Source organism: Ignisphaera sp. (assembly GCA_038735125.1).
Classification (GTDB): Archaea; Thermoproteota; Thermoprotei_A; order Sulfolobales; family Ignisphaeraceae; genus Ignisphaera.
The window spans coordinates 18,662-42,159 of record JAVYNU010000007.1 but is presented as its reverse complement, the minus strand read 5'-3'; the positions used below and the strand labels follow the sequence as shown (position 1 = coordinate 42,159).

35 protein-coding genes are annotated in these 23,498 nt (G+C 42.2%); 19 read left to right on the top strand and 16 right to left on the bottom strand.

Annotated features, from left to right (window positions below):
• Positions 1-62: 62 nt before the first annotated feature.
• A complete protein-coding gene (locus tag QW284_07760; protein MEM0339558.1) occupies positions 63-224 on the bottom strand; it encodes a hypothetical protein in 162 nt (53 codons plus the stop codon).
• Between the two features lie 282 nt (positions 225-506).
• Here QW284_07760 and QW284_07755 point away from each other — a divergent pair, with 282 nt between their 5' ends.
• Complete coding sequence (locus QW284_07755; protein ID MEM0339557.1) at positions 507-1,241, top strand: creatininase family protein; 735 nt, start codon at positions 507-509, stop codon at positions 1,239-1,241.
• 535 nt (positions 1,242-1,776) lie between these two features.
• On the opposite strand, the gene QW284_07750 is transcribed toward QW284_07755, so the two are convergent.
• The 3 genes from QW284_07750 to QW284_07740 all read right to left on the bottom strand — a co-directional run bounded on the left by QW284_07750 (position 1,777) and on the right by QW284_07740 (position 3,279).
• Positions 1,777-2,070: a 2TM domain-containing protein gene (locus QW284_07750; GenBank protein MEM0339556.1), complete on the bottom strand. Its 294-nt coding sequence runs from the start codon at positions 2,068-2,070 to the stop codon at positions 1,777-1,779.
• Between the two features lie 193 nt (positions 2,071-2,263).
• On the bottom strand, positions 2,264-2,506 hold the full coding sequence (locus QW284_07745) for a type II toxin-antitoxin system RelE/ParE family toxin (protein ID MEM0339555.1): 243 nt from the start codon (positions 2,504-2,506) through the stop codon (positions 2,264-2,266).
• Between the two features lie 5 nt (positions 2,507-2,511).
• The gene (locus tag QW284_07740; protein ID MEM0339554.1) at positions 2,512-3,279 is read right to left on the bottom strand and encodes a hypothetical protein; all 768 of its coding nucleotides are present in this window, start codon (positions 3,277-3,279) and stop codon (positions 2,512-2,514) included.
• Positions 3,280-4,271: 992 nt separating this feature from the next.
• Here QW284_07740 and QW284_07735 point away from each other — a divergent pair.
• Positions 4,272-4,676, top strand: a complete 405-nt coding sequence (locus QW284_07735; GenBank protein MEM0339553.1) for a hypothetical protein — start codon at positions 4,272-4,274, stop codon at positions 4,674-4,676.
• 294 nt (positions 4,677-4,970) lie between these two features.
• On the opposite strand, the gene QW284_07730 is transcribed toward QW284_07735, so the two are convergent.
• Both QW284_07730 and QW284_07725 read right to left on the bottom strand, forming a co-directional pair.
• A complete protein-coding gene (locus tag QW284_07730; GenBank protein ID MEM0339552.1) occupies positions 4,971-5,345 on the bottom strand; it encodes a DUF6516 family protein in 375 nt (124 codons plus the stop codon).
• A gap of 6 nt (positions 5,346-5,351) precedes the next feature.
• Complete coding sequence (locus QW284_07725) at positions 5,352-5,612, bottom strand: hypothetical protein (protein ID MEM0339551.1); 261 nt, start codon at positions 5,610-5,612, stop codon at positions 5,352-5,354.
• Between the two features lie 608 nt (positions 5,613-6,220).
• On the opposite strand from QW284_07725, the gene QW284_07720 reads away from it, so the two are divergent.
• The 3 genes from QW284_07720 (at position 6,221) to QW284_07710 (ending at position 7,993) form a co-directional block, all read left to right on the top strand.
• Positions 6,221-6,568 carry a hypothetical protein gene (locus QW284_07720; GenBank protein MEM0339550.1) on the top strand — a complete coding sequence of 116 codons (348 nt, stop codon included), beginning with the start codon at positions 6,221-6,223 and terminating at the stop codon, positions 6,566-6,568.
• Positions 6,569-7,051: 483 nt separating this feature from the next.
• Positions 7,052-7,741 (top strand): hypothetical protein, encoded by a 690-nt coding sequence (locus tag QW284_07715; GenBank protein MEM0339549.1) that lies wholly within the window; start codon positions 7,052-7,054, stop codon positions 7,739-7,741.
• Between the two features lie 3 nt (positions 7,742-7,744).
• A complete protein-coding gene (locus QW284_07710) occupies positions 7,745-7,993 on the top strand; it encodes a hypothetical protein (protein MEM0339548.1) in 249 nt (82 codons plus the stop codon).
• Between the two features lie 229 nt (positions 7,994-8,222).
• Here QW284_07710 and QW284_07705 read toward each other — a convergent pair whose 3' ends face one another.
• From QW284_07705 to QW284_07695, 3 genes are read right to left on the bottom strand one after another with little or no spacing between them, the layout of a single operon-like run.
• Positions 8,223-8,399, bottom strand: coding sequence for a hypothetical protein (locus tag QW284_07705; GenBank protein MEM0339547.1), 177 nt, complete (start codon positions 8,397-8,399; stop codon positions 8,223-8,225).
• A complete protein-coding gene (locus QW284_07700) occupies positions 8,392-8,925 on the bottom strand; it encodes a HepT-like ribonuclease domain-containing protein (protein ID MEM0339546.1) in 534 nt (177 codons plus the stop codon). The genes QW284_07705 and QW284_07700 overlap by 8 nt, the downstream gene beginning before the upstream one ends.
• Entirely contained in the window at positions 8,897-9,043 is a 147-nt protein-coding gene (locus QW284_07695) for a hypothetical protein (GenBank protein ID MEM0339545.1), read from the bottom strand. The genes QW284_07700 and QW284_07695 overlap by 29 nt, the downstream gene beginning before the upstream one ends.
• 686 nt (positions 9,044-9,729) lie before the next feature.
• Between QW284_07695 and QW284_07690 the strand changes: the two genes are divergently transcribed.
• Positions 9,730-9,933 carry a 2-hydroxymuconate tautomerase family protein gene (locus QW284_07690; protein ID MEM0339544.1) on the top strand — a complete coding sequence of 68 codons (204 nt, stop codon included), beginning with the start codon at positions 9,730-9,732 and terminating at the stop codon, positions 9,931-9,933.
• A 44-nt stretch (positions 9,934-9,977) separates the two neighbouring features.
• Here the strand turns inward: QW284_07690 and QW284_07685 are convergent, their stop codons facing one another.
• Positions 9,978-10,322, bottom strand: coding sequence for an AbrB/MazE/SpoVT family DNA-binding domain-containing protein (locus tag QW284_07685; GenBank protein MEM0339543.1), 345 nt, complete (start codon positions 10,320-10,322; stop codon positions 9,978-9,980).
• Between the two features lie 139 nt (positions 10,323-10,461).
• On the opposite strand from QW284_07685, the gene QW284_07680 reads away from it, so the two are divergent.
• Together QW284_07680 and QW284_07675 are read left to right on the top strand one after the other, a co-directional pair.
• Positions 10,462-10,713, top strand: coding sequence for an AbrB/MazE/SpoVT family DNA-binding domain-containing protein (locus QW284_07680; GenBank protein ID MEM0339542.1), 252 nt, complete (start codon positions 10,462-10,464; stop codon positions 10,711-10,713).
• Positions 10,694-11,143, top strand: a complete 450-nt coding sequence (locus QW284_07675) for a PIN domain-containing protein (GenBank protein MEM0339541.1) — start codon at positions 10,694-10,696, stop codon at positions 11,141-11,143. Before QW284_07680 ends, QW284_07675 begins: the two co-directional genes overlap by 20 nt.
• A gap of 411 nt (positions 11,144-11,554) precedes the next feature.
• On the opposite strand, the gene QW284_07670 is transcribed toward QW284_07675, so the two are convergent.
• Positions 11,555-12,265, bottom strand: coding sequence for a DUF3782 domain-containing protein (locus tag QW284_07670; protein MEM0339540.1), 711 nt, complete (start codon positions 12,263-12,265; stop codon positions 11,555-11,557).
• 450 nt (positions 12,266-12,715) lie between these two features.
• Here QW284_07670 and QW284_07665 point away from each other — a divergent pair, with 450 nt between their 5' ends.
• From QW284_07665 to QW284_07655, 3 genes are all read left to right on the top strand, one after another.
• Positions 12,716-13,180, top strand: a complete 465-nt coding sequence (locus QW284_07665) for a HEPN domain-containing protein (protein ID MEM0339539.1) — start codon at positions 12,716-12,718, stop codon at positions 13,178-13,180.
• Positions 13,143-13,493 carry a nucleotidyltransferase domain-containing protein gene (locus QW284_07660; protein MEM0339538.1) on the top strand — a complete coding sequence of 117 codons (351 nt, stop codon included), beginning with the start codon at positions 13,143-13,145 and terminating at the stop codon, positions 13,491-13,493. Before QW284_07665 ends, QW284_07660 begins: the two co-directional genes overlap by 38 nt.
• 109 nt (positions 13,494-13,602) lie before the next feature.
• Complete coding sequence (locus QW284_07655; protein ID MEM0339537.1) at positions 13,603-14,436, top strand: hypothetical protein; 834 nt, start codon at positions 13,603-13,605, stop codon at positions 14,434-14,436.
• A 156-nt stretch (positions 14,437-14,592) separates the two neighbouring features.
• On the opposite strand, the gene QW284_07650 is transcribed toward QW284_07655, so the two are convergent.
• The 4 genes from QW284_07650 to QW284_07635 all read right to left on the bottom strand — a co-directional run bounded on the left by QW284_07650 (position 14,593) and on the right by QW284_07635 (position 17,351).
• Complete coding sequence (locus QW284_07650) at positions 14,593-14,943, bottom strand: nucleotidyltransferase domain-containing protein (protein ID MEM0339536.1); 351 nt, start codon at positions 14,941-14,943, stop codon at positions 14,593-14,595.
• A gap of 194 nt (positions 14,944-15,137) precedes the next feature.
• A complete protein-coding gene (locus QW284_07645; GenBank protein ID MEM0339535.1) occupies positions 15,138-15,320 on the bottom strand; it encodes a HEPN domain-containing protein in 183 nt (60 codons plus the stop codon).
• Between the two features lie 216 nt (positions 15,321-15,536).
• Entirely contained in the window at positions 15,537-15,953 is a 417-nt protein-coding gene (locus tag QW284_07640) for a hypothetical protein (protein MEM0339534.1), read from the bottom strand.
• A gap of 54 nt (positions 15,954-16,007) precedes the next feature.
• Positions 16,008-17,351: a hypothetical protein gene (locus tag QW284_07635; protein MEM0339533.1), complete on the bottom strand. Its 1,344-nt coding sequence runs from the start codon at positions 17,349-17,351 to the stop codon at positions 16,008-16,010.
• A gap of 618 nt (positions 17,352-17,969) precedes the next feature.
• Between QW284_07635 and QW284_07630 the strand changes: the two genes are divergently transcribed.
• The 4 genes from QW284_07630 (at position 17,970) to QW284_07615 (ending at position 20,135) form a co-directional block, all read left to right on the top strand.
• Positions 17,970-18,341 (top strand): hypothetical protein, encoded by a 372-nt coding sequence (locus QW284_07630; protein ID MEM0339532.1) that lies wholly within the window; start codon positions 17,970-17,972, stop codon positions 18,339-18,341.
• Between the two features lie 19 nt (positions 18,342-18,360).
• Positions 18,361-18,798: a hypothetical protein gene (locus QW284_07625; protein ID MEM0339531.1), complete on the top strand. Its 438-nt coding sequence runs from the start codon at positions 18,361-18,363 to the stop codon at positions 18,796-18,798.
• Complete coding sequence (locus QW284_07620) at positions 18,776-19,021, top strand: hypothetical protein (GenBank protein ID MEM0339530.1); 246 nt, start codon at positions 18,776-18,778, stop codon at positions 19,019-19,021. Before QW284_07625 ends, QW284_07620 begins: the two co-directional genes overlap by 23 nt.
• A 439-nt stretch (positions 19,022-19,460) precedes the next feature.
• Positions 19,461-20,135 carry a hypothetical protein gene (locus QW284_07615; GenBank protein ID MEM0339529.1) on the top strand — a complete coding sequence of 225 codons (675 nt, stop codon included), beginning with the start codon at positions 19,461-19,463 and terminating at the stop codon, positions 20,133-20,135.
• Between the two features lie 106 nt (positions 20,136-20,241).
• Here the strand turns inward: QW284_07615 and QW284_07610 are convergent, their stop codons facing one another.
• The gene (locus QW284_07610) at positions 20,242-21,231 is read right to left on the bottom strand and encodes a dual specificity protein phosphatase family protein (protein MEM0339528.1); all 990 of its coding nucleotides are present in this window, start codon (positions 21,229-21,231) and stop codon (positions 20,242-20,244) included.
• A 290-nt stretch (positions 21,232-21,521) separates the two neighbouring features.
• On the opposite strand from QW284_07610, the gene QW284_07605 reads away from it, so the two are divergent.
• The 4 genes from QW284_07605 to QW284_07590 all read left to right on the top strand — a co-directional run bounded on the left by QW284_07605 (position 21,522) and on the right by QW284_07590 (position 23,219).
• Entirely contained in the window at positions 21,522-21,725 is a 204-nt protein-coding gene (locus QW284_07605; GenBank protein ID MEM0339527.1) for a nucleotidyltransferase domain-containing protein, read from the top strand.
• A gap of 3 nt (positions 21,726-21,728) precedes the next feature.
• Positions 21,729-22,031 carry a hypothetical protein gene (locus QW284_07600; protein ID MEM0339526.1) on the top strand — a complete coding sequence of 101 codons (303 nt, stop codon included), beginning with the start codon at positions 21,729-21,731 and terminating at the stop codon, positions 22,029-22,031.
• The gene (locus QW284_07595) at positions 22,028-22,252 is read left to right on the top strand and encodes a HEPN domain-containing protein (GenBank protein MEM0339525.1); all 225 of its coding nucleotides are present in this window, start codon (positions 22,028-22,030) and stop codon (positions 22,250-22,252) included. The genes QW284_07600 and QW284_07595 overlap by 4 nt, the downstream gene beginning before the upstream one ends.
• A gap of 532 nt (positions 22,253-22,784) precedes the next feature.
• Positions 22,785-23,219, top strand: a complete 435-nt coding sequence (locus QW284_07590) for a helix-turn-helix domain-containing protein (protein ID MEM0339524.1) — start codon at positions 22,785-22,787, stop codon at positions 23,217-23,219.
• Positions 23,220-23,498: the final 279 nt, after the last annotated feature.

Here is a 23,498-nt window from a genome sequence, read left to right as displayed (position 1 = left end):
GTGCATTTGGTTGCCGGCTTTAGGTTATTGACGTAACATATTTTGATGATGGCTACGACCTATCATCTATAGCTTTGTGATAGCTTTGCTAGTTCTTGTGCAATTTTGCTAAGCTCCTCAGCTGTTTGGCTAGCTCTCTTAGCTATCTCTAGTAGATATGGCGGTGCTGTTCGTGAAGAGGTCAGATAGCTTCTTATAGATAATGTTGTACATCTCTTTAGCATTGGCCTCGGCGGCCTTCCCCCAACTCAATTACGAAGAAACCATCTGTCACAGCCTCTCTCCTTGCACTATCAGTAAAGGATTGTGCTACGAGAATCCTAAAATGTGATGCTATACACACTTGCATAATTCTACCAAACTCCTCACTAGCAATACCAATGTTTAGTCATCTTTACCACCTAAGCTTAGAGCAATGAATCTCTATGCACAGTATAGATGGCTGGGGTAAGGATAACTGAGATGCATTTATATACCTAGGACTCGGTTAGGTATTGGGATGTTGTATGGGTTGTGGTGTTAAGGTGTGGCTTGTCCCTGGGTCGAGGTTTGATGAGCTGGAGAAGGGTGTGGCTATAATCCCTGTGGGGTCTGTTGAGAGGCACGGTGACCATCTTCCTTTGGGGACAGATGCTTTGGAGGCTATGTATGTTGCTGAGAAGGTGGCTGATGAGCTTTGTGCACATCTCTTCCCACCTGTGTGGTATGGTGCAGCGAAATCGCTTGCGCGGTTTAGTGGAACAATAGATGTTGGCGATGGCCCCCTCTATGCATATATGTGTGGGATTCTGAGGGGTGTGGCGTCCATGGGCTACAGAATTATAGTGGTTGTCAACGGCCACGGCGGCAACACCCTAGCTCTTCGGCTAGCCGCCAAGAAGGTTTCGTTTGAAACTGGCACCTCTATACTGGTTGTGAACTGGTGGAGTGATCTAGCCCAGGAGAAGAGGCGAGAACTCTTCACATACCCCGGGCACGCAGGCGAGGACGAGACCAGCGCCGTACTCCACATAGCCCCAGAAACAGTCGATATGTCAAGCGCTAGAGACCACATCACCGAGCCCATACCCAGCATAACAGTCTACTCACCCAAACTCGAAGAGAAGCTCTATCCAAGAGCAGTCCTAGGCAAACCAACCCTAGCCTCCGCAGAGAAGGGCCGTATATGGCTGGAAGAGGCCGCAAAGGACCTTGCAACAAAGGTTAGAGAAGTGGCAAAGCTCCTAGAACTCAAAGTGTAGAAGGGTCAGGGATTAACCCAAGAATTGCAGTGCCTACTACACAGAACTACCTATCATAGCTATATATTTTCTTAACAAAGTATATAGCTAAAACGAGCAATATAAATGCAATTGATACATGAATTACAGCAGAGAATTCACGGTGAACATAGAGTCTCACACTAAAACTGTTACATTAACACAAACTATAATTCAGACAGCAACTAAAACACAGACTATAACGGAAACCACGCCTGTAACAATAATAGAAGCTAAAACTGGGACAGAAACTTGGCAATTTATGATAAACCTGGCGGTGAGTCCCTAAGTAAGTACACAACCTCAGTTCTTCAGGCTCAACTATTTAGGCATTGTTAAGCTGATTTTTGCGTAACTGCCTTGATGGTCTGTATCTATTGCATTTACTCTAAAAACTTAACCGCCATGCTCTGCACATTCTCAGCAAAGAGAAGATGATATTGAGGAGTAGCGTTACAGCATCTGTTGAGATGGTGAAAAAGTGTTGGGGAATCTATAGCCCCTATCCAGTTGCTGCCTATCTCTTCTTTTTTCTAGCATACACCTCTATTTCCATGGCTTTTCTCTCTATAGATTTGGCGACTTCAGATGGTCTAGAGTGGTATGCGTGTAGAGCTATTCCAATGGTCCAGCCGGCCAACGGCCACACAAACCACATAACCTCTGGAGAGATCCAAAGGTTGGCGAATATCAGAAAGGAGTTGACAATAATATACACAACCAGATGTGTTATAAAGCCTCTTCTAGCATTCTCAACCTCGAGCTCTTTCCAAGCCTTGATAAACTCCCTTAACGAAACCTCGCCACCCACAACACCACCTACACATACTAGCGCTAAAATTTCTAAACCAAGTACCATACCCTCACTCTAGCTTCTTTGGCTTGGCCACTTCAAGTATGTACCTAGCTCAGACTACATGTAACCTCTGCATGTAGCCCCAATCTCGTTCCACAGCTTCTATTGATTTGTGCCAGCTGTTGGCTATAGGCTGTGCAATAGCTTGTCATAGAAGTTTTCTTTCTCCAATGGCCACGACAACTATGTTGCATGGTTTTAGCAGGTATGCTACTCTGTAGGAGCCCACACGGGTTTTGCAAAGCTCTTCTAGCGGGGGCTTTAACTTCTCTTCGCATATGGGTTTTTCAGCTAGTTGCTGAAGCCTCTCGCTAACTCTATTGGTAATATCTTTTGGTGCTTTCTCAAGAAATTTTCTAGCACTTTTCTTGATGTCTAGACTACACCCCAATTCATCTACCTCTTAATATTACCTCTCTTGATAATGCCCAGCTCCAGCAGGTTGCTGTAGACCTCGTCGTCTAGAAGCAAATCGAGTGTGTCTATATACCCCTCAACCTCTTTAGCATACTCGTGGCTCCACCTAGCTAGTGCATCTATGTTGCTCTCACTATACTCTCTAACAATGTTGAGTACAGCTACTGTTGCCGATGTCCATGCAAATGCTAGGTACATGGAGTAGGCAGCAAACTGCAAAACAGCGTCTGGGGCTCTGCTGGTCAGCCTATTGGCAAACTCCTCTAGCCCCAGCCTAGCCACCCTGTCTGCTATCCACAGATCCCTCTCCACGAGAATAGACATGGCGTAGACGAGGTCATCAGCATACTTGTACCCACTGGACTTCAGTCTCTTAGCCAAGGATTTGGCAAGCTCCTCCACAACACCTCTAAACTCAGCTAATGTTAGAGCCCCCGAGGCAAGCGAGGTGTGTATACTGTTGCTGAGATCAACCAAAGAGAACGCTATCCTAAGCCAAAACCTCTCAACAAGCGCAGGAAAACCACGCTCAAGATTATCGGTGTTGAGAGCAACACGTATCTCATCTCTCAAAGCCTCCTCAAACACCTTATCAAGTCTCTCAAGCATCTCTTTGCCAACAAGCCTCTTAAGCCTGTCAACAAAACCATAAACCTCTGCACCAACATCCTCACCAACAGCAAGAGCCAGCGGAATAGTTGTACCCCTAAAACATCCGCGAAAGAGAAGCACTACATCCACAGTCATACAATGCTCCCAAACATTTATCCAGATATCCAGACATCTTTATATCTAGATAGGTAGGTATAAAAAGTCTTTTAAAAATCTTTATATTTGTCACACAAGCGCATATAGACCATTTTGACATGTTCGATGTAGTGGTAAAAAGAGGTAAAGTGGTGCTCAAAGCCTCCTACAAACCTCCACAGCCCTAATCTACTCAAACTGAAGATCAAGAGGAAGAATATAGTGAGAGACCACAGACAAACACCATCAACACAAATTCCTATCTCGACTCATAAAATTTTGACACCCTTTAAATTTTCTATACACCCATCCCACCTCAGCAAAAAGACATCCCATACTACATTAAACTAAATTACGAAACTAATTTGCTACTTAACTATCAGTTTCATTTTGACGTAATAGTTAAGGTTGCGAAGTCCTATCTATTGTAGTGAAATACTTGCTTCACTTCAAATTAATTGGTGTTAATTTCATTATCATTTATTTTACAAGTTTTCCTTTCTATTCTTCCTCGGAGTTTTTAGTTAGTTAAGAGCTTTACCACTTCATAGAGTTTGCAAAGCAAGGCAATAACTCAATTGGGGTTTTATTTTGTTTTATTCATTTATGTCTCTAGCCATGTCTAAAATTGCTCTTATGTTTATCGCTATTAATGCTAGATGTATTATACCTCTTGCCCTCCCATGTTTGCCAACACCTTGTAATTTTATAAGCTTTTTGAAAAGCCCATTGACAAATTTGTTGTAATATCTAACTAAACAGATTAGGCCGAAGCATGTTTCTGAAAAACATTCTAAGAATTTAGAAATAGATATTAGGCTGGGAAACAAACTCTTGCTATAGTGATTTATATGGTGGTGTATCTCCCTTAAGACATGTCTACCCCTATTAATTCTTATCATACTAGCAGTAGTACCCAACACATTGCTACCAACTTCATCGGTAGCTTTAGACTGGCTCGCGGAATTCAAGCTTGTAAGAACCCCTACGAGGTGTATTCTGGTCAACCAGTTCTAGCCTTTACTTATGTTCCTATTACTTATGTTCCTAGCAGTGGAGATGTTACACTAGAGGCTACGATAACCGTTGAGGCTAAGACCAATGTGACCGAGCTTCAACCTCCACTACCTACAGCTATACTCTATAGTGTTAAGATGGTTCCTATCCCATGGGCTAGGGGGTGGTACCTAGCCTACATACCTGGGCTACCGGCAATGACGCAGAGTTTTGAGGTTAAGTTCCCCTTCAAAACTGTAAGGGCTGGGTTTAGTATTGTTAGTAGCGTTGAGTACAAACTTATTGTGAATGGCAGTGTCATTGTATATGACAGCTATACTGTGAGGAAAGCTGGGGTTTTTCAAGAAGATCCCTCCACTGGTATACGCATCTCTCTATGATGTTCTCGAGGACCCAAGTCTGATAGAGGAAAGGAGGTGAGGTTCTTGATTATAGCATTTGATGAGAGTACAGCTTTGAAGAACTTAATCAGTAATATCGTACATATAGAGATTGGTCTTGGTGGCCAGCAATGAGGGTTGTAAGGACAGAATGGTATTTATCGTAACAGTGTTGACACTAACAATATCGGTACACCCATTCATAGTAAATGCGTCAGAAAGTCAGGGAAACTAGACGCTATAGTATAGTGTTCTATTATTGTTTGTTTCAGGATAGGATAGGGATAAGCAGTTTTAAGTCAAGTGTTTGTGGAGTAGCTGCCTAACAGTGTCTAGGAATTTTTCTAGTGATGGGTCTTGCAGGGGGTGTACTTCTCCTCCTAGGTGTCTGTGATGTGGATGGGTTTGGATTTCTGGGTGATGGGGTCGGTTATCCCACCACTCCTCATAGTCATAAGCTCTCAGGTAGTAACCATAGGCTATGAGATTATTTCCTTGCCAGTACTCGCGTATTTCCACTAACACACTGGTGTGAGGAATGATTATCCTTACATTTAAGTACTCTATGTCTCCTTCATCAGTAGTATAGTGTTCGATAACTCTGACTACAGGGTTGTATTCGCCTAGAAACTTGTTGACCAAGTCTAATACGTTGCGTAGCCTTGACAAATATCTTTATCCCTTTAGCATTGCTAGTACACGTTTCTTCCTCTCCTCTAGCTTTCCAAGTCTTGTCTTTAGGTAGAGGTATTCTGACCAGAGAAGATCTACCTCTGGGTTATCAATGCCTCTACTGGTGAACAGTTCCTCTAGCTCCCTCCAGTCCCCGACACCTAGCTTTGTAGCTATTTTCTGAAGCCTAGCCTCGACTACCGCAGCCTCTCTATTAATCCTCTTCAGCATAACCTCTAAGCTCTCACGTACAATCGGCTCCAAGATCTTACCCACTACATAAATTATTAGAAAACTAGTTAAAATATTGTTAGCTATACCGAGACAGACATCTAGATGACCATTTCAGCTCTCAGAACTGTGGATATACAATATCCAGTGGAGATTTATTGAATAGAGCTATGTATCTAAAGCAAACCCATCTCTTGGAAACCTCTACAAGCATAACACAATCAATCTCCACACAGCTTCTTTATGGTCTATGGTCTACTCTACAGAGGTAACACAGATAAAAGCTTATTGCATAGAGATTATCGCATCCACATTCCTTTAGCTTTAGCTCGAAATCTGTTATCAGCTTCAATACCTTGTTGTGACAGTTGCTGCAAATCTCCTTCTTTTGGTGTATACCCAAGAGTTTCTTCTTAACGAAAAATTCTCCTTATTTCGCTTACCACACCACATCTACCCATGACATCGCCTTAGCAGAACCTTGGTATAGTTGAGAAAAGTTGAAATAGTATTGAGTTATTGCGTTGAGGTGCTCTTCTCTAGCTATGTTACTCCATTTGGTATCCAAACCAATCAACGCTGGAAAACCATGCAAAGTTATTTGTATAGCATAGCTATAGAGCTCCCGAGGCAAGCGAGTGTTGCAACTAGACCTCCAAACTCTGGACTCTGGTGAGGTTGTTGATGTTGAAGAGTATGGTGAGTGCATAGAGGAAAGGGTTAAAATAAAAAAAAAAAAAAAAAAAAAAAAAAAAAAAAAAAAAAAAAAAAAAGCTGGCATAAAAGTTGTTACAGAACAAAAGCTACACTTCAAAGCTGTGATCATAGATAATGAAATACTCTACCTAGGCTCGATAAACCCATTGAGCATAATAGCCATCAGGTATATACCATCAGACTACATGGTTAGATTTGAAAGCGAAGCACTAGTAGACGAAATAATTGAAAACACCATAGGAAAAGAACTTTACGAAAAATGGATAAGCTAGAATCCTAGGAAATGCATCTAAAACATCGTTACAAATGAAATTGAGCATAACAAGAACTACTAGAAGATATTGCTATACAAGACTTTATGACGTATTTGTCACATTTTCCAAAAACTCTTCAATTTTATATGGCAACTAGCAACTAAATGCCAGAGCCATCATAGGCGACTTGATCGACGTGGCAATAGGCAATAGCCTCAAGGTAATTAAACCCATTTAGTGAATAATAAACGAACTTCGAGAGAAGAGTGTGGCTTGTGAAATCCATGTAGATAGTCAAAGGTTGAAAATAATAGAAATAAATCGTGGAGAGGTCTAGCAAGCTCACTACTGTATTAAATATCTTTCTGAACATCAGTCATGATCATCGTCACACCTTTTGCTAAGCCTATGAAGAAATGTTATTTTGAAACTTACCCAGAGATAAAGATAATTATCTAGTTGTTGTTATAGTTATAGGGCATTAATAGGGAGCTGAGATTTATGTTGTGGGATCTCTCTGGAGATAGAGGTAGAGAGGTAGATGGGTTTAGAGTAGTCTCAGATGGATCCATAGTGTTTAACAGAGCTGAGCGTGTAATTCGCTTAACTAGACAAGTGCTTTTACCAGAAGACGTTATTGCATTTGCGTTTGCAGGTGTATTGGAGGAGAGTGGGGTGAAATACGTTGTTGTCGCCGGCTATACAGCGATACTATTTGGTAGAGGCAGGAGGAGTGACGACATCGACTTTATAATCGAGGAGATCGATGAAGATGTATTCGTAGGGATTTGCAGGAGAGCTTGGAAGGCAGGCTTCACACTGATGCAGGGAGATATAGGGGTTGAGGAGTCAGTTAGAAGAGTGTACAGAAGCTACCTAGCTGAGGGCTACAGTGTTAGGTTTATGTATAGAGACACCGTTCTCCCAAATGTGGAGATCAAACTAGCGAGGACAGAGGCTCATAGATACGCATTAGATAATAGTATAAAAGTAGTGATAAATAATGAATCTGCTATTAGAATATCTCCCCTAGAGCTACAAATAGCTTACAAGCTATTTCTAGGCACTGAAAAGGATGCTGGCGATGCTGTGTTCCTCTACACGCTCTTCAGAGACTTTATATATGGTGAAGAGCTGGAGAAGTGGTGCGCAAAGCTGAAAGCAAATTGCAGAGTGCTAGAGGGGGTGTGAGCCATGGTCAACAGTCTTGTGGAAGAGCTTAGGGAGGAGCGTAGGAGAAACCTCGAAGATGTTATTCGTAACGCTCGCTGGGAAGCTGAGATGGTTAGGAAGTTGGGCATTAAGTGGTTTGAGCAAAGAGACAAGTGGCTCATTGAGGCGTGGAAAGCCGATAGAGAGATGTGGAAAGACCCAAGAGTAAGAGAAGCATTAATAAAAACAATTTTAGCTAAAGACAGGCCCACTAAAAGATCACCGCAATAAACCGGTCATGAACCCTCTCCACCAAAACACCGTCAATGATGTTAGAATCCCATGCTAGTGTATAGGGTTTTTAATACTGCTAAGCTCTGGGCGCCTCAAACTTTTATCTCGGTCTTAATAAGCCATTCACTTGAGAGTGATTATTTGGGGTGTTCCATGGTTATTTAGGGTCTCCGCCCTCAAGATCGCCATACAAAATGCTTATAAGCTTTGTCCAAGCGCATAGGGGTTAGCTGGATAAGATATCACTGTAATACCTCTCCAACCGGGGCTTTAAGTCTAGGTACTCTCTTAAGATCTTGGCTTCAAATTCTAGTCTCTTCTCCCTATCTCTATCAACTATGACTACACCATTGGATATAATTTCATAGGCTAGTAGCAGTGGTGCTGTTCTGAGATCAACCAAGTCGACTTTTATTCCCAAGATGATCCTCGAGCTCTAGAGCCAGTTCTACGAATTCTCTCCATTTGAGTGGGCTCTCTGTGTAGATGGCTATATCGATATCGCTCTTATCCCCGTATCCACCCGTTGCACGCGAACCGAAAACATATGCAAATACTATGTCGCTTCTCTTCTCAAGCACCTCCCTAGCTCTAGCTACAAGGTTCTCACAACCATTTGTCTTGGGATCAATATTCTTGTCTGCAACATATTTATAGATCTTGTTTATGAGGTGTTCAAGCTCTTCAACCTCGTTAAGAGCTTCGTAGAGCTTCTCGTAATCGATCTCGGCATAACCGTGTACTAGTATGTTTCTGAGGTCTATCCACAACTCGAGCTTCCTGGCCTCGTCACCGTCTAGTATTCTACAGTCTCTAAGCATCTTTGCGATATCTCGATACCTCTCGGGCTTGCCGAGTCTCAGAAGCGATGCAAGTCTCATACCAACATCGATTATCGCTTCAATTGCGAGGTGCAGATACCCCCTCAATAGCACCCCTCAATACCAGATCGCCGGCTATGTCATCTGGTTTTTCAATACCGGTTCTGAGCTTGTACAAGATCCCTATGCAGTTTTTGGCGAAAGCTAGCCTGTCCTTAACGATCATGCACAGGCTTCACCACTGCCCTTCGATAACATATGTTACATAACATTATAAACCAGCTATTATATCGCATCCCCCATCTATCAATACACTAGCACTCTAAAATAGTTAGTGCTTGAACTTTGATAGAAATTTTCAAATATGCTCCACCCTCATCGCATACAGAGAGCCTATTAAGAGATACGATACAAAACAAAGCTAAAGCATCTACTAGAGCTGGGATTCTACGATCCGCCAATAGGGCTCAAACCGCTGATAAGATAATTCTCCAGATGCCACCCTATCTCCTCTTTTTATTGCACACATTCCTATTTCCATGGCTTTACCCTCTATAGATTTTAACAGCTTTCGAGAGTCTGGAGGAGTATACATGTAGGGCTATTCCAATGTTCCAGCCAACGTCCACACAAACCATATAACCTCCGGAGAAATCCAAAGGTTGACGAATACCAGAAACTGTGCACCGAAGCTTTCATGCATGTTTCAGCCATAAATGCAACACCCTTCTGCGTTAATGCTATAATGCTTCACTAAACTCTTTTTCTCTTGGCACAGTATCTGCTTTATTGCATGGGTAAATCATAGTGACTAGAAGTTCCCTATGTCAATAAATCTAAGCCTAGTCCTTCGACCAATTGCCTTCATAAAAATTTATGTTTTGCTCTATTTATTGTGGTCTAGGTGCTTGTATGCCCGTAGTTGTTGTATATATGTGGAGCGGTGTGTCGAGAGAAGCTAAAGAGAAGATTATTAAGGGTATAACCAAGGTTTTTGAAGAGCTTGGAATCCCTGCCCAAGCTGTTGAGATCATTATTCATGAAGTTTCTAAAGAGAATTGGGGTGTAGGCGGAGAACCGGCAAGTGAAAAGTTTAAAGAGGTCAAACCACCGTAGCGACGGACCTCCTCCCCACTCTGAATAGCGAGGCTTTTGACCAGCTAGCCAACAGTTACATAAAGAATGCGGCATATGATGACCGTTAGCTTATGAAGAGTAGAGAATCTATAAAGACCTTCACCTCTCAAACCCCTCCTCAAGATATGTTTTCGCCAGTTCACCAGATCTGAGCTCTCTTCTTTGAGAGAGGCCGCAAGTTTTTCAGTATGTCTCCTCAGAGACTCTCTGAGTTTCTCAATGTCTACACCCCTCTTAGCAGGCTTAAGAACAATACCATCTCTAATCCCAACAATAAGCTCGTCACCCTCATCAATACCGAAAACATCGCGAACAGCCTTCGGCAAAATTATATAACCTTTTCTTCCAACCCTCAACCTAAGAGCCAAACCAAGCCCACCCAAGGTAAAACCTATTGTTGTAGCATTTAGAAAGGCTTGGAATATGCTAGCTAGTTTTAGATAAACTTGTTGTGCATGGTTAAACTTTATATATCTGGTTAGCTATTTCTTAGTCTGGTAAACGTGTATGAGAGTGGTTTTGAAGGTTCATAGGAAGGGTGTTATAGTTTTGCCTAAGAGATTGAGAGAGGCGATGAGAGTTGGTGAAGGAGATTATGTTGTGGCTGAGGTTGTTGGCGAGGAGCTTGTTTTAAGGGCTTTGAAGCCTATGGTCGTCGATGTTGATCCGGAGGTTGTAGAGAAGATCCTTCGCGAAGAATATGATTTGGAGAAGGCTAGGTTTTCGAGGATGGTCTCAAGTGGAGAGACTCGTTCTTGATACCAGTGTAATTATAGAGTACATCGTTTTGAGGAGCCCCTACAGACCCATTGTTGCTAAGCTGTTTGATAAAGCATCAACAAGCGGGCTAAAACTGTATGTTAGCGCCATCACATTAAGCGAGGTGCTATATATAGCATCGAGAATCTATCAAATTGCTGGTGTAGATGATCCTAATAGAAAAGCCCTAGACTTTATAGAATGGATTAAGAGTAGAGTTGAAGTAATTGACATAAACAGCGATATAGCGCTTAGAGCCGGAGAGCTAAAGAAGCATTTGCATATAGCATTACCAGACTGCTATGTCATAGCATCTGCAGAAAAAGTCAAGGCAACACCCCTCTTCAAGAGAATAGAAGATGAGATGAAGCCAATAATAAACGATCTGGGGAAACTAGGTGTGAAATTCCTAGACGAGATAAAACTATAATACTGTTAATATCTTGAATCTGCTAAATTAAACACCCAAAAATTTTAGCTGAGGCGAATATCATATAATATTGAGGCAAAGGCTATTGAATTCCAATTTCTCAACCTTTCAATCAAACACTCCACTTTGTTGATAGATTCGCCACAAACCTTTCTTGAACATCTCTTAGCGACAAACATAAAGAGCTTCACAATTCTTCATTTCTACAGATCTCCTAATTTATATCATTCAATTCTTCAAGAGAATCCGATAACCACTTGTAGCGATATCAAGTATTGTACATGTTTATTTTCGCTGAACAGACATACCAAACATTTTCTAAGATAGGTAAGGTGCTGTGGCTAAGCACATACAGTAGCATTAGATTGGTGTTCAATTATTTGTGTGGAGGGTAAAGGAATGTTCCAACAGTCAAACATCTGTGTATATCTCTATCCCCAGATTCGTTGCCAGCTCAACTGCTTTTTCATCTACATATGGAGATACTATCACAAGCTTTGGCTTAACCCTTGCCACCTTCTCATATAGCTTTCCAATCCTCCAAAACACAGCCACATCACCTTTGGATACACTCGATTTCACCTCAACCAGAATATGCACATCGTCTTTGATTGCAAGATCAACCTCGACTATGCTCGGATACCCATAAACCTCGCCAGCCTCATCCCTATAGATCCACCTACCAGTTCTTGCAACACCCAAAATCTTTTCAACAATACCCCTCATACCCTCTCTAAAAGCCTCCTCAGACTCTATACCCCATCTAGCGCCCAACGCCATGAGCTTCCTCTCAAAAGAATTCATTTTCATCGCAACACTCTCATGAAGCCTATTAAAATCTTCTCTAAGAGCCTTCAACTCATTCTCAATAGCTTCGAACCTCTTGTATGCCTCTTCCCACCTCCTGTTGTTCTCCTCCCATCTCTTCTCCTGCTCCTTGACAAATATTAAGAAGTCTTCTCTAAGCCTCTTCAACTCCTCCTCATGCCTATCAAGCCTCTTCAAAACCTCCCCAAAGCCAATAAGACCGGCAACAGCATATCTAAACTCCTCATCCTCTTTCAAAAGCCTGAGAAATTCGCTCTTGAGGCTACTGTTACTAGTAGTTGATGTTGCCACCATCTAGCACAGCCCAACAAACCCCACAGCTTATAAAATGGGTTGGCTTCTTAGAAAAATAAGCATTTTGCTTGTCAGCAACTGCGGAAAAGCATGGCTCAGTATGGGATGAGGGATAATTTGGGCTACAAGGTCTTTCAATAAATGGGATAGCATTGGTTATATGTTTCCAGTTAGTTCATCTCACTACAATAATTCCATTTGTATATCTTGCTCGTAGCAAGGATGCTAAAACCACATTTAAGACTGTTTAAGAAGTAGAGGTTCACATTAATGCTATGCTTTATTGCTAGTATTGCTAGAAGCACCAGGTTAAGGTGTCATCAATTTTTCTATGAGTTACAACCATAGATGTTGTAGCTGTAACTACAAAAGCATTGAGATTGAGGGCATGGAGCCCACAATTGTTTTTAAGTCTTGGAACAGTTCATAACTTGGCAAAACTAGAAGGTGGTGTTGGGCGATTGCACCATGTTTGCTGAATACGATGTGGAGGTTGGCGATGAGGAAAGTCATGAACATCTAGTTGACTTGTATAGGAGGAGAAGTAGAAATGCATTGACTAGAGCTATGAGGGATCTTGAGGCAGGAGACTACGACGGTGCGGTATTCGATGCTGAGCAGGCTGTTCAGCTCTACCTCAAATCTATTATCTTGGAATACACAGACGCTACTCCCCGTACACACAATCTTAGAAAGTTGTTGCAGGTTGTGGGGGAGTTGCTTGGCGCTAGCAACGAATTCAAAGAGTTTATAAAGGCAAACAAATATAAATTGCATACACTTGAGGATGCCTACTACTCCTCGAGGTATCTTCCAAAGGAGTTTAGTAAGGAGGATGCCGAAGAACTTGTTAAATTCGCTGAGGAGGTGATAAAATTTGTCGAATCTAGAAAAGCTAGTAAGGCTTCTCACTAGCAGTAATGTTGATGTTCACGAAGCTTTTGAAAGGATTAGAGCTGTTGTTGAATATATGGGGTGCAGAGCTGTGTTAATTGGTAGTAGGGCTGAGGGTAGGGCCATGCCTGCAAGCGATATAGATATACTGGTTATATGTAAAACACTACCGCAATCAATGCTTGAGATAGGGAGAATAAAGGCTGAAATCATGGACAGAGCTAACATAGATATCTGTAGCAATGTGCATATAGAGATTGTAACAGAAGACTACGCAAAATATTATCTTCGCAAATATAGTGGCATATCTATAGGCATGGACACTGTCTCCTAATCATCTTTCGCATACCTCATTGAAGCAATAACTTATATTTGCTTTTGTCACAATTAGGGATGGTGGTGCCCAAGCCAAAACATGTCACAGCATTGAGTAGGGTTTCGACATGGACACATCTGCCAAACCTTTGATGAATGGATATCGGGGATTCGATGCTTCGGAGATAGCCAAATCTCTAATGGATGCTGTAACAATGCTTATGATGCTGGGTATATGGGCTGTTGACACCAAGTCTCTCTCAACATCTTCTCCATGCAAAGATTGCAAACCTGTGTTTTCTGGGGAATACTATGGGTTATTTGAGGTAAGGATCAGCGGATCTGAAGACCACGGCTTGATATACTCTAGCCTCTGGGTGAGTTATCACAGTAGAAAGGCCGTCGAATTCTATTACACCGAGAGCAAAGAGCTCATAGCCATGACTAGAGGCAATGTCTACAAATATCCGCCAGAGGATATAGGCTCTCTTATATTCTTTATTTTGAATCCCAAAGCCGAAGAAGATGCAACGAACATTTTGAAAAACACTAACTTAGCAGATGACTACAAAACTAGGTTACACAACTACTTAGCAGTAAAGCGAAAAACAGAGGGTATTTCTAGCAACATAAAAATCGATGTTGATCTCTATTCTGCAGTGGATTGCTATGGACTGATAGAGGTTGTTGATGTCCCCGAAGCTATCTTCAAATACATTGAAGTTTCCTATCAAAGATTTAGAAGAGTTGTGGACTGGGATGAGATAATCTATCGTGTTAAGCTAAGCTATGGAGAATCCAACATAGTTTATACACTCGAAGAAGGCGATAAACTCAAAGCTCTAGAGCTTCTGATAGAGGGTGTTGTCCCCAGAAGAGAATGGGGGTTACTGGCAGAGATCTCGAAGAAGGTGATGAGAGCCATTAGCCAAGCATACCTAGTAATGAAAATTTTGAGATGAGGCAGTGTACAATCATTAGCCCGGTTCTCATAGCTTTGTAATATACTTTGGGTTTGTATGAGGCCATGAAAAATCGATGCAAAGACTACTAACAGAATAAAAATGCGTTACAATAATGCTAAAGCAACTATTCATAGTATTAACTCCGAAAACCACTCAGCTATATCCCATTACTTTATTACAGAGTTTCTTAGTGTGTCTCAGCATCTCGCTGTATATTGGGTCATCTAGCTCATCTTTGTAAAGTGGTATTAGATCTAGAGGAAAGCTTTTTCTTCTTAATCTGCGTAGCTCCTCTGCTACTGAGAGTTTATCGATGTTGTTTGGCACTACCACGACTATGTCGTAGTCGCTGTAGGGGAGGTTGTCTCCTCTTGCTCTTGAGCCAATCAGGAAAGCTTCTACAACTTTATCGCTTTTGCATAGAACCTCTACAAATTCTCTGAAGGTCTCTTCGTATGTCTTTAACTTCTCAGCGTATATCTCGTAGATTCTAGGGGTCTCCATGCCTCAGCACCCAGCTGATTATAGACTTGGCTTGGTTAATACACCTCTCGGCACGATCCTTGTTATACTCGAGCGGCTTTCTTCCAGGATATCTAGCTAGTATATAGTGAGGTGTTAGCGCATCACCGTAAGACCACTAGCTCCTCTGGCACATTTATCCAAGCCTCTTCAGCACATCAAAAAGCTCTGCTATATCATGAGTATATGGATGCGTGGCAGTGAGCTTGAGTATATGCTTTCAAATATAATTCAGCAGCTTGCTGAGCCTCAAAACATGCTAGCCAGTATATGCCTAGGCCAAGGTGCCTCTCAGCTTCTCTAATAAAGACCTCGGCTTTTTTCAACCCACTCTCTAGGCAGGTCCATGCCCTTTGCATCCTCTAAAACAACTCACATCTACTGCTAATAAAGTGTAATATGTATTTGAGATATTCATTGCTGAGTATTCACCAAACACAACAACTATAAATCTATACAAGAAATAAAATGTGGTCAAAAGCTTTTTACATAAAATCCTTGACAACGACAAGTTTATGCGTCAATTCGTGCTACTATCAGCTGGATCTCCATCGCTTCTTTGAGAGCTGTAGTCGCTATATGAACTGCTCTGCTTTCTTTAGTAATGTGTTTAAAGCGTTGTATAGTTTGATTGTTTCAAGCCAGTAGGGGACAACAATTGATGTTAGTAATATGATGAGGTATAGTGGCGGTGTCGACAAAATCGCATAGACTGCCACGGTCACTGTCGAGTATACTGCGTATACCAGTATGCGTGGGACTATAAAGCCTTTGATAATAGTGTACATGGCTAGCTGTGGGGGTAGATCATCTCTAGCCTTGTACTCCGTCCCTACCCTCTCAGCAAAACCAAGTCTAACCAGTCTGTCGAGAACCCTCTGGGCCTTGCCAGGGCTCTTATACCCCATCAGCCTCTGAAAGCCTCTTACAGTTACTGGCTTGCCATGGTTTCTGAGCTTTAGATAGGCTTCCAGATCCTCTTTGGAGAGCATTGTGTGAGGACCCACAATGAGATTTGTGGGTGAAGAGGATAAAAATATGTATTTTTATTGCCAAATCTTCTTAGCTAGGATATAGACTGTAACCGATGCCACAACCCCTACAACCATGGCTGTCACAACCTTAGGATCGACTAGATCTCTTGCTTGGACTGTTGCCGCCCCTACTGTTACTACTGTTACAGTTGTTGGCACTGTCACCGTTATAATTGCCTGTGGCGCTACTGTTGGCGAAGTGATGGGTGCTGCTTGTGTTGCAACAGTTTCTATGTGGCTTGGCAAGGTATAGGTGTATGTCGGTTCTGTTGCAATTTTGGGGCTCCCTGGAGTTGGTGAGGGAATTGGTAAAGATGTTGTTGCAGGTGTTATGGTGGTGGGTTCTCGTTGGCTAGTGCTAAACCATGTTATCATCGATGGGGTCGCTATAACAATAGTCTCTGTATGACCCAGCGGAGGCGGAGTATATACTGATTCTATAACCATTAGCGATGCCTCAGTTTTTTCAAGCTCGTCGAGGATATGCTGTGGTACCGTATATGAACATTTATTCCCCTTCACAACCAAGCCTTTGACGAGACCATCCCTAACTAGAACGCTGTAGGGAGCCCAGCCCCCTAGAGCCTCGCTATACATCAACCTGTTATTCCATCCACTAACTAGATTAACACCATACGGAGTGAAGTAGTAGACCTTCACAGCCACCATTATATCGATAATGTCATCACCGCTCAAACCTGTTATAACACCGCTCTTGGCTAAAGCGTTTAAGAGATCGAGGAACGCCTCATATACAATGTTAGCATATTCACGCATCGCTTGTGTTGCTAGTGTTTGTGGCACGACTTGAGGTGATACAGGTATTACAACAGTTGTGGTTTCGTAGACTGGAACCACCTTGGTTGTGTCATTAACAACTGTGATTACGTCTATATGATATACAACTGTCGTAGTAGCTGTGGTTAGAGTCTGTGGAGGCGGAGTCATCTCTGTAGCTGGCGTGGTTGTGACGCTAGGCTGTGGGCTTGTCTTCAAGGGTTCTATTCTCAGCCCTAGAACATTTGTTACAGGGGGTTCGTCGTTAAAGCCCTCAATGCATGGCGCACCACTGCAGAATCTCTCGATGTATATATAGACAGCAAGCTCGTATCCCCTACCACCCGTCACATACACATATTTAAATGCGTATAGCCTGTCCTCCTCAACTGTTATCACATTCCTAAACGATTCTAGTAGCGCAATTAGATTGTAGCCAACCCCCGGCTTATTGAACAAAATCTCTATAGCGTCATCCAAGGGATTAATACATGCGCTGACAATAGTGGATACAAGCATAGGTGTGGCTACTATGGCTAGCACCACAAGCATTTTTATCAATCTAGACACATCTAACATTACATCACCTCTAAGTAGATTTAGTGGGTACACAGACTTATAGTACCCTCCCAAAGTGACACAACTGTCACAACCTACATGACACCAGCTAAAAGAAGTAGCATGCAGGTAGTCCTTCCATTTCTCTATAAATAGATGCATCTCTATAGATAAAACATTATATTTATAAGTCTTGAGCAGGAGGAGAAGTATAGGTGTTGAGATGGGTGTAGCTCAGCGAAAGATGGTGTGGAGTGGTAAGTCATACATCAAGAAGACTATCGTCAGAGCATTAATAATCTACCTCTTAACATACTCCCCTCTCTACCAATGATAATTAAAGTGGCTGGAGCAATATGATTGAATCACTAGTTTGTTTTAGCTTCTGTTACTGTAATAGTATTTTACATGTGAGTGTCTACAGTACATCTAGTGGCTTATCCACAGAGATGGAGAATGGGCTTTAGCATATCTCTATAGCAAAGTTTAAGAGATGTCTACTTAGATTATGCAGAGCTCTGGTGCTGAATGTATATCAGGATAGCCACCAGATATCTTTTGTGATCACCTTCTGCTCACTACATTAATGGAAGGTTTATTACTGTGATCAGAGAATATGTTGTGGATGTGGTGTGTGAAATGGGTGAAGAAAAAGAGGCTAAATCCAGTTTAGATAAACATGAGGATATTGAAGAAGTTAGAGAAGTACTCAAAGCTGTTTCAGAGTTCGTAAAGGAGATTAGAGAGCCTCTAAAAGATTTGTTAAATACTCTGCTAGAGAGCTTTAGTGGTGATAGGCTTGGTAGAGAGGTAGCTGCCTTCTATAAGAGTATTGTTGAGGCTGGTGTTGATCCATCTTTAGCTAAAACGCTGACTGAGAGATTTTTAGAAGAGAGATTAAAGCCTCTTAGCAGTATAGGTAACCTAATCAGTGGAATTCCAAAGGGCGGTGAAAAGACTAAAAAAGCTGTTGGGCCTGCAAAGAACTCTGGAGAGAAGGGCGAGGAATGAAGCTAATTAGGGTAGTAGTGTGCCAAGCGTTGAAGAGAAGATAGATAGAATTGAGAAGCTATTAACACAGGTTTTGGATCGTCTTGAGAAACTTGAAAATTTTTTTAAAGCTCTAGGCATCTCTGAACTAGATATAATCTTTGACCTGGTATCCTCCCTCACTATACCTATTCAACAAGCTGTTAAATCAGCTAAAACAATTACATATATAGTCTCAAGATACGGCATATCAGATTCCATAACTAAGACTATTCTAGAGATCTTAGCCATAGAAAACGGCCTCTCTATAACAGAGATCACTAGAAGAGTTAAGGAGATTAGAGGTAGAGCCTCTAGAAGAATAGTGGCATCTAAGATAAGATATCTAGAGAGTATAGGTGTTGTAAGGACACAGAGGAGAGGAAGCGCAACAAAAGTTTATCTGGTGAAGCATGGTGAGGAGGAGAAGAGTGGCTGAAAATCTTTGGCTATACCTCCAGACCGGTGTATCCATCTTAACTATTTTAGCGAACTTTGTTTATCTATGGCTCTATACAAAGATTAAAATAAGGGTTAACAGATCCAGATTCTGCCATCAACTGAGGAAGCACCACCTACCGGAGGATTTGAGAAGAAGCTTATGTAAGATCTATGCTAAACATATGAGTGGCCACTTGCAAATAGATAAATGGTTTAGATAGCTATGAAATTATACTGAGATAATACCGTTTGCCCCTATCGCTTCATATTGTTTTAAACTTTTGCTTTTTGTGTGTGGCAGCAGGGGCTTCCGCCTAGCCTAGAGGACTTGCTTAGCCCATCCCACAGGGTCGTGGGCAGCTATTAAGGTGAACAAAACATACCCCATCTAAACTTTACCCACCTAAGCTTGGAGTGTTGCTCCCATTGCCTAAGCAGAGCTATTCCTTTTAAAAGGGGTGGCGATGCCCAATCATTCTACACAACGAAATCATTTCTCTCATTTTATAACCTCCAACAACTAAGCCAATACCTATCACAAAGATTTTAAGTCTGGGTAAATTCATGTCAGTCCCCATAACGCTTACTTTGTTTACCCATTGGATGCATACACAATACTTAAAAACCTTGTCTTGAACTGATTTTATTTAGGTGCGTGGTTTGTCTGAAGAGTTGAAATGGTTTGTTGTAAGCGGTTTAGAAAAGCTGGACATGGCTGCTATACTCATGATGATTGTGGCGATACTTGGCTTTGTGTGGGCTGTTGACGCATCTTCTACCGGATCAATGGCTCTATCCATACGCAATTTTGGTGTTCTTCCAGTTGTTGGCGGAGTCAGCCTTATTATTTTGTTGGCAATGCTAATACTATGTCTTGTGGCTACATACGCAAAGCTTATCCCATCGGCTAGAGATTTTGCTATGTGGAGGCTAGACAGCCTCTCAACGCCTGCAAAGCTTCTGTCCCTAGGCTTTGTCTGGGGGATTATACTATTCATTATAGGTGTGATTATAGCCGCGGCTGCTGCATCAACCAAGAGCCTAGCCACATTCACTGCAACTGCAATTGCCGTGCTGATAGCAGCTATACTGATTCTCCTAGGATACATAGGCCTCGTAACGTTTCTCTTCAGACTTGGAAGAGCTCTCAACTCAAAAATGTTCCTAATAACAGCAGTAATCTTCATCCTCATACCAATAACCAGATTAATAGCAGGATTCATACCACGTATAGTGTATATCCCATGGCTTTTCGAGTTCGAGGCCTGGTTGCTGACCTATGTAGAAATCGACACAGTAAAGAAAAAGATGATATCAGGAGCAATCCAGATATAGCTAGGTTGCGATTGAGTTGCGCAGCCCTGATGGTTTAGAAAAAATATTTTTGGTATAAGCCCTGTCAGCATTCTCTCATCCCGTTGGATGTTTCCAGCTTGTGCTCTCAAATGGGTTCCAGCTCTATGTTGTAGCCCAGTTCTTTCAGTATCTGGGCCTTTGTCTCTACCCTAGTTGCATCGGCTCTACTAGTCTTGATAGCTATTCTATTGTTTTTGAGCTCCGCACCAAGATACTCCTCTTCACCGTAGATGTCTGTGAATGCATCTGCTAGTCTCAGTATGGATGCGAGCAGAACATAGTCTTGCCCGAGTTTATTGGCGTAATGGTCTCTCCTCGGATCTGTCTCTGTTCTATGGTTTCTTAGCAGAAACGCTATTGCCTCCGGATCCCCGTATCTTTCCACAGCATTTTTCAGCTCCATAACAATCTCAGCGCTCTTAACATGGTGCTTATCATCGCTGGCCACAGCCCTTCCAATGTCGTGTAGGAGCCCTGCTATGTAAAGCTCTGCAAGCATCTTCTTGTTGAATCCGAGTAGCGAGGCTATGTCACAGGCTATGTTGGCCACAGTCGATGCGTGGTCTATGCCCCAGCCAAAGTCGTAGTTGTGTCCAATTTCAAGGACGGTGTCTAGACCGCTGGAGCCTAGCAGAGACAGCGCCCTCCCATACCATTCCAGGGCCAGGAGCTGTATATCAGACTCTGGGCCGCCGCCAAGGCTCTTGACACGGGATAGAGCCTGCTTTACGCCAAGGCCATGCCTAAGCATTAGGTACATGGCTACAACAGTCCCGCTCCTACCTATACCACCCTCGCAGTGTACTAGAGCCAGCCCACCCCCCTGCACAACCCTCAGAACAGAATTCAAAACATGGAAGTGTACATCCTCTGGAGGCCTGAAGCCAAAGTCTTTTATGGGATAGGCCAGCACATCTACATTCAGAGACCTTGCAACCTTGTAGTACTTCGCATTCCCGGGGGAATAGTCCACTAGATTCACGATAAGCTTCACACCCTCTCTCGCAACCTTCTCAACATCATGTGCTGAGGGGTAGCCGCTCCACAAAAGCCTATCATCAACCCTCCTAATCATCTAAACCACCTATCCAACTATTCAAAGCCACATATATCTGGTGCTAGCAACAATAAAAATATAGACGCTGCAGAGACTATCATCAGAGCCCTTAGCCATTCCATTTCACAGCATTTCAAGATTTGAGACCTGCTCACTACCTAATAAAAACAGGCCCTCTTCTCCAATCCCCATCACCCTAACACATGTTTGACTATGTCCAAGGATTTTGATTGTATTCATGGCTAATATACTACCTAAACTATATTTATTTTAATAGTATGTATACCTAGCTAATGGTGTTTGGTGCTGTGGCTACCTTAGGTATGTGGGTATGCAGACCCTATTCCAATGTTCTTAAAAAGCTCTTGAATGTAATGCTGGATGCTCTAGGAGATAACCTAGTGTCCGTGGTTGTTTTTGGCTCTGTTGCTAGATGTGAGGCTAGGAGGGATAGTGATATCGATTTGCTTATAGTTGTTAGAGAAGCGCCGAGGAGCAGACTTAGGAGATAGGAGATGTTCTTAGAGATAGAGAAACATATTGAGGAGGATGTTGAGGATTTAACTGAGCAAGGATTCTATATAGACTTCTCACCAATTATAAAAACTGTTGAAGAAGCTAAACGCTTTACCCCTCTATACCTAGACATGGTAGAGGATGCTGTGATACTATACGATAAAGATAATTTCTTCAAACAAATCTTAGACAAATTAAGATCGAGACTTAGGGAATTAGGTGCTGAGAGAGTGTGGATTGGTAGAAAATGGTATTGGAGGCTCAAGAAAGATTATGTATTTGGTGAGGTGATAGAAATTTGAATAACATAGAAATGGCGAGGTCATACATAAGACAAGCTGAGGAGAGGTTACACCACGCTAGGGAATCTCTAGATAGAGGAAACTACCCATATGTTATGAGACAAAGCCAAGAAGCCGTTGAACTTCTACTTAAAGCAGCCCTCAGATTAGTTGGCGCAGATGTGCCAAAATGGCATGATGTAGGATCTATACTCAGAAAAGAGAAGCGTCGATTCCCCTGAATGGTTTCAAAGAGAGATACCCAATTCTAGCGAGGATCTCCAGAATTCTTCGAAGAGAACGAGAACCCTCAATGTATGGAGATGAGGAAACCACTATACGACAGAGGCGATGCTGAAGAGGCTTTAAGCTATGCTGAATATGTGTACAACACTGTAATAAAACTCCTCTACCACTTCCTAAACCGTGGTCATTTTTAGATGCATAAAAAATGTCTTAGTTCTTTAGACACATAACCCCAGCATCCAACACGAAGGCAACCTAAGACTGTAACTTGTAACAATACTTATTATTTCCATTAATCAATTGATAGATTAATTGTACAGGAGAACGCATGCCACCTTATTTGTTTAGTAAGAATTGGGGTATTCCATCAAGACATGTATAAAGTTAAGTGCATTTTGTATCCGCTTAGACATAGCTAGGAGATTTGCTGGATATGGCGATATATCCACATAACATGGTTTCTTTATTTGAAGAACCTGCTAGCTTATTTAAACACCATTTTCTAAACAGAGTCTAGGTGTTAGACCTGTGAGTAGCCTAGCTGTAGCTGCACTGGCTGTTTCTGTAGCAACACCCGTGGCACTGTACATACTCTATAAAAGATTTGAGTATCCCAGGGTTGTTGAGGAGACAAGAAGCGAGATAGCAAAAATCAAGTCAGAGATTTCGAATCTAACCAGCTTCTCTCCTAGCAACAGCCCCCAACTAGATGAGCTGGCTAAAAGGGTTTCGAGTCTGGAGGAGAGGTTGGGAGCCATAGAGAAGAAGGTGGCTGCCATTGAGAGCAGTCTTAATGACCTAAACACAAAAATTGGTGCAGTTGCACAAAACGAGGATGAGGATATAGCAGAGCAGGTCATTAGGTTAAGACAGCAGGGCTACTCGCTTAGAAGAATAGCCGAAGAGCTTGAAACAAGTGTGTCGAGGGTTAGGAAAATACTTAAAGAGCGTAACATGGCATAGCAAACAATCTTTTTCGGATCTATATCCATCTCCCCCTCCCTCACCACAACCCCATTTTCTACATGCTATAGCCCCAGGTTATGGACAGGACCTGCAACCATAATACATGTTTATGTACTAAAGCTTATTATATATTACAATACACTATATGCAGCGCTTCAATGGGCTATGTAACAGTTTCTGCTAGGATAAAGAGGTATGGGGGTGTCTATAACTGTTGTTATTAGAAGTGCCTTGGAAGAGGAGGTTAGGAGAAGAAAAGAGCTTGTTGAGGCTATT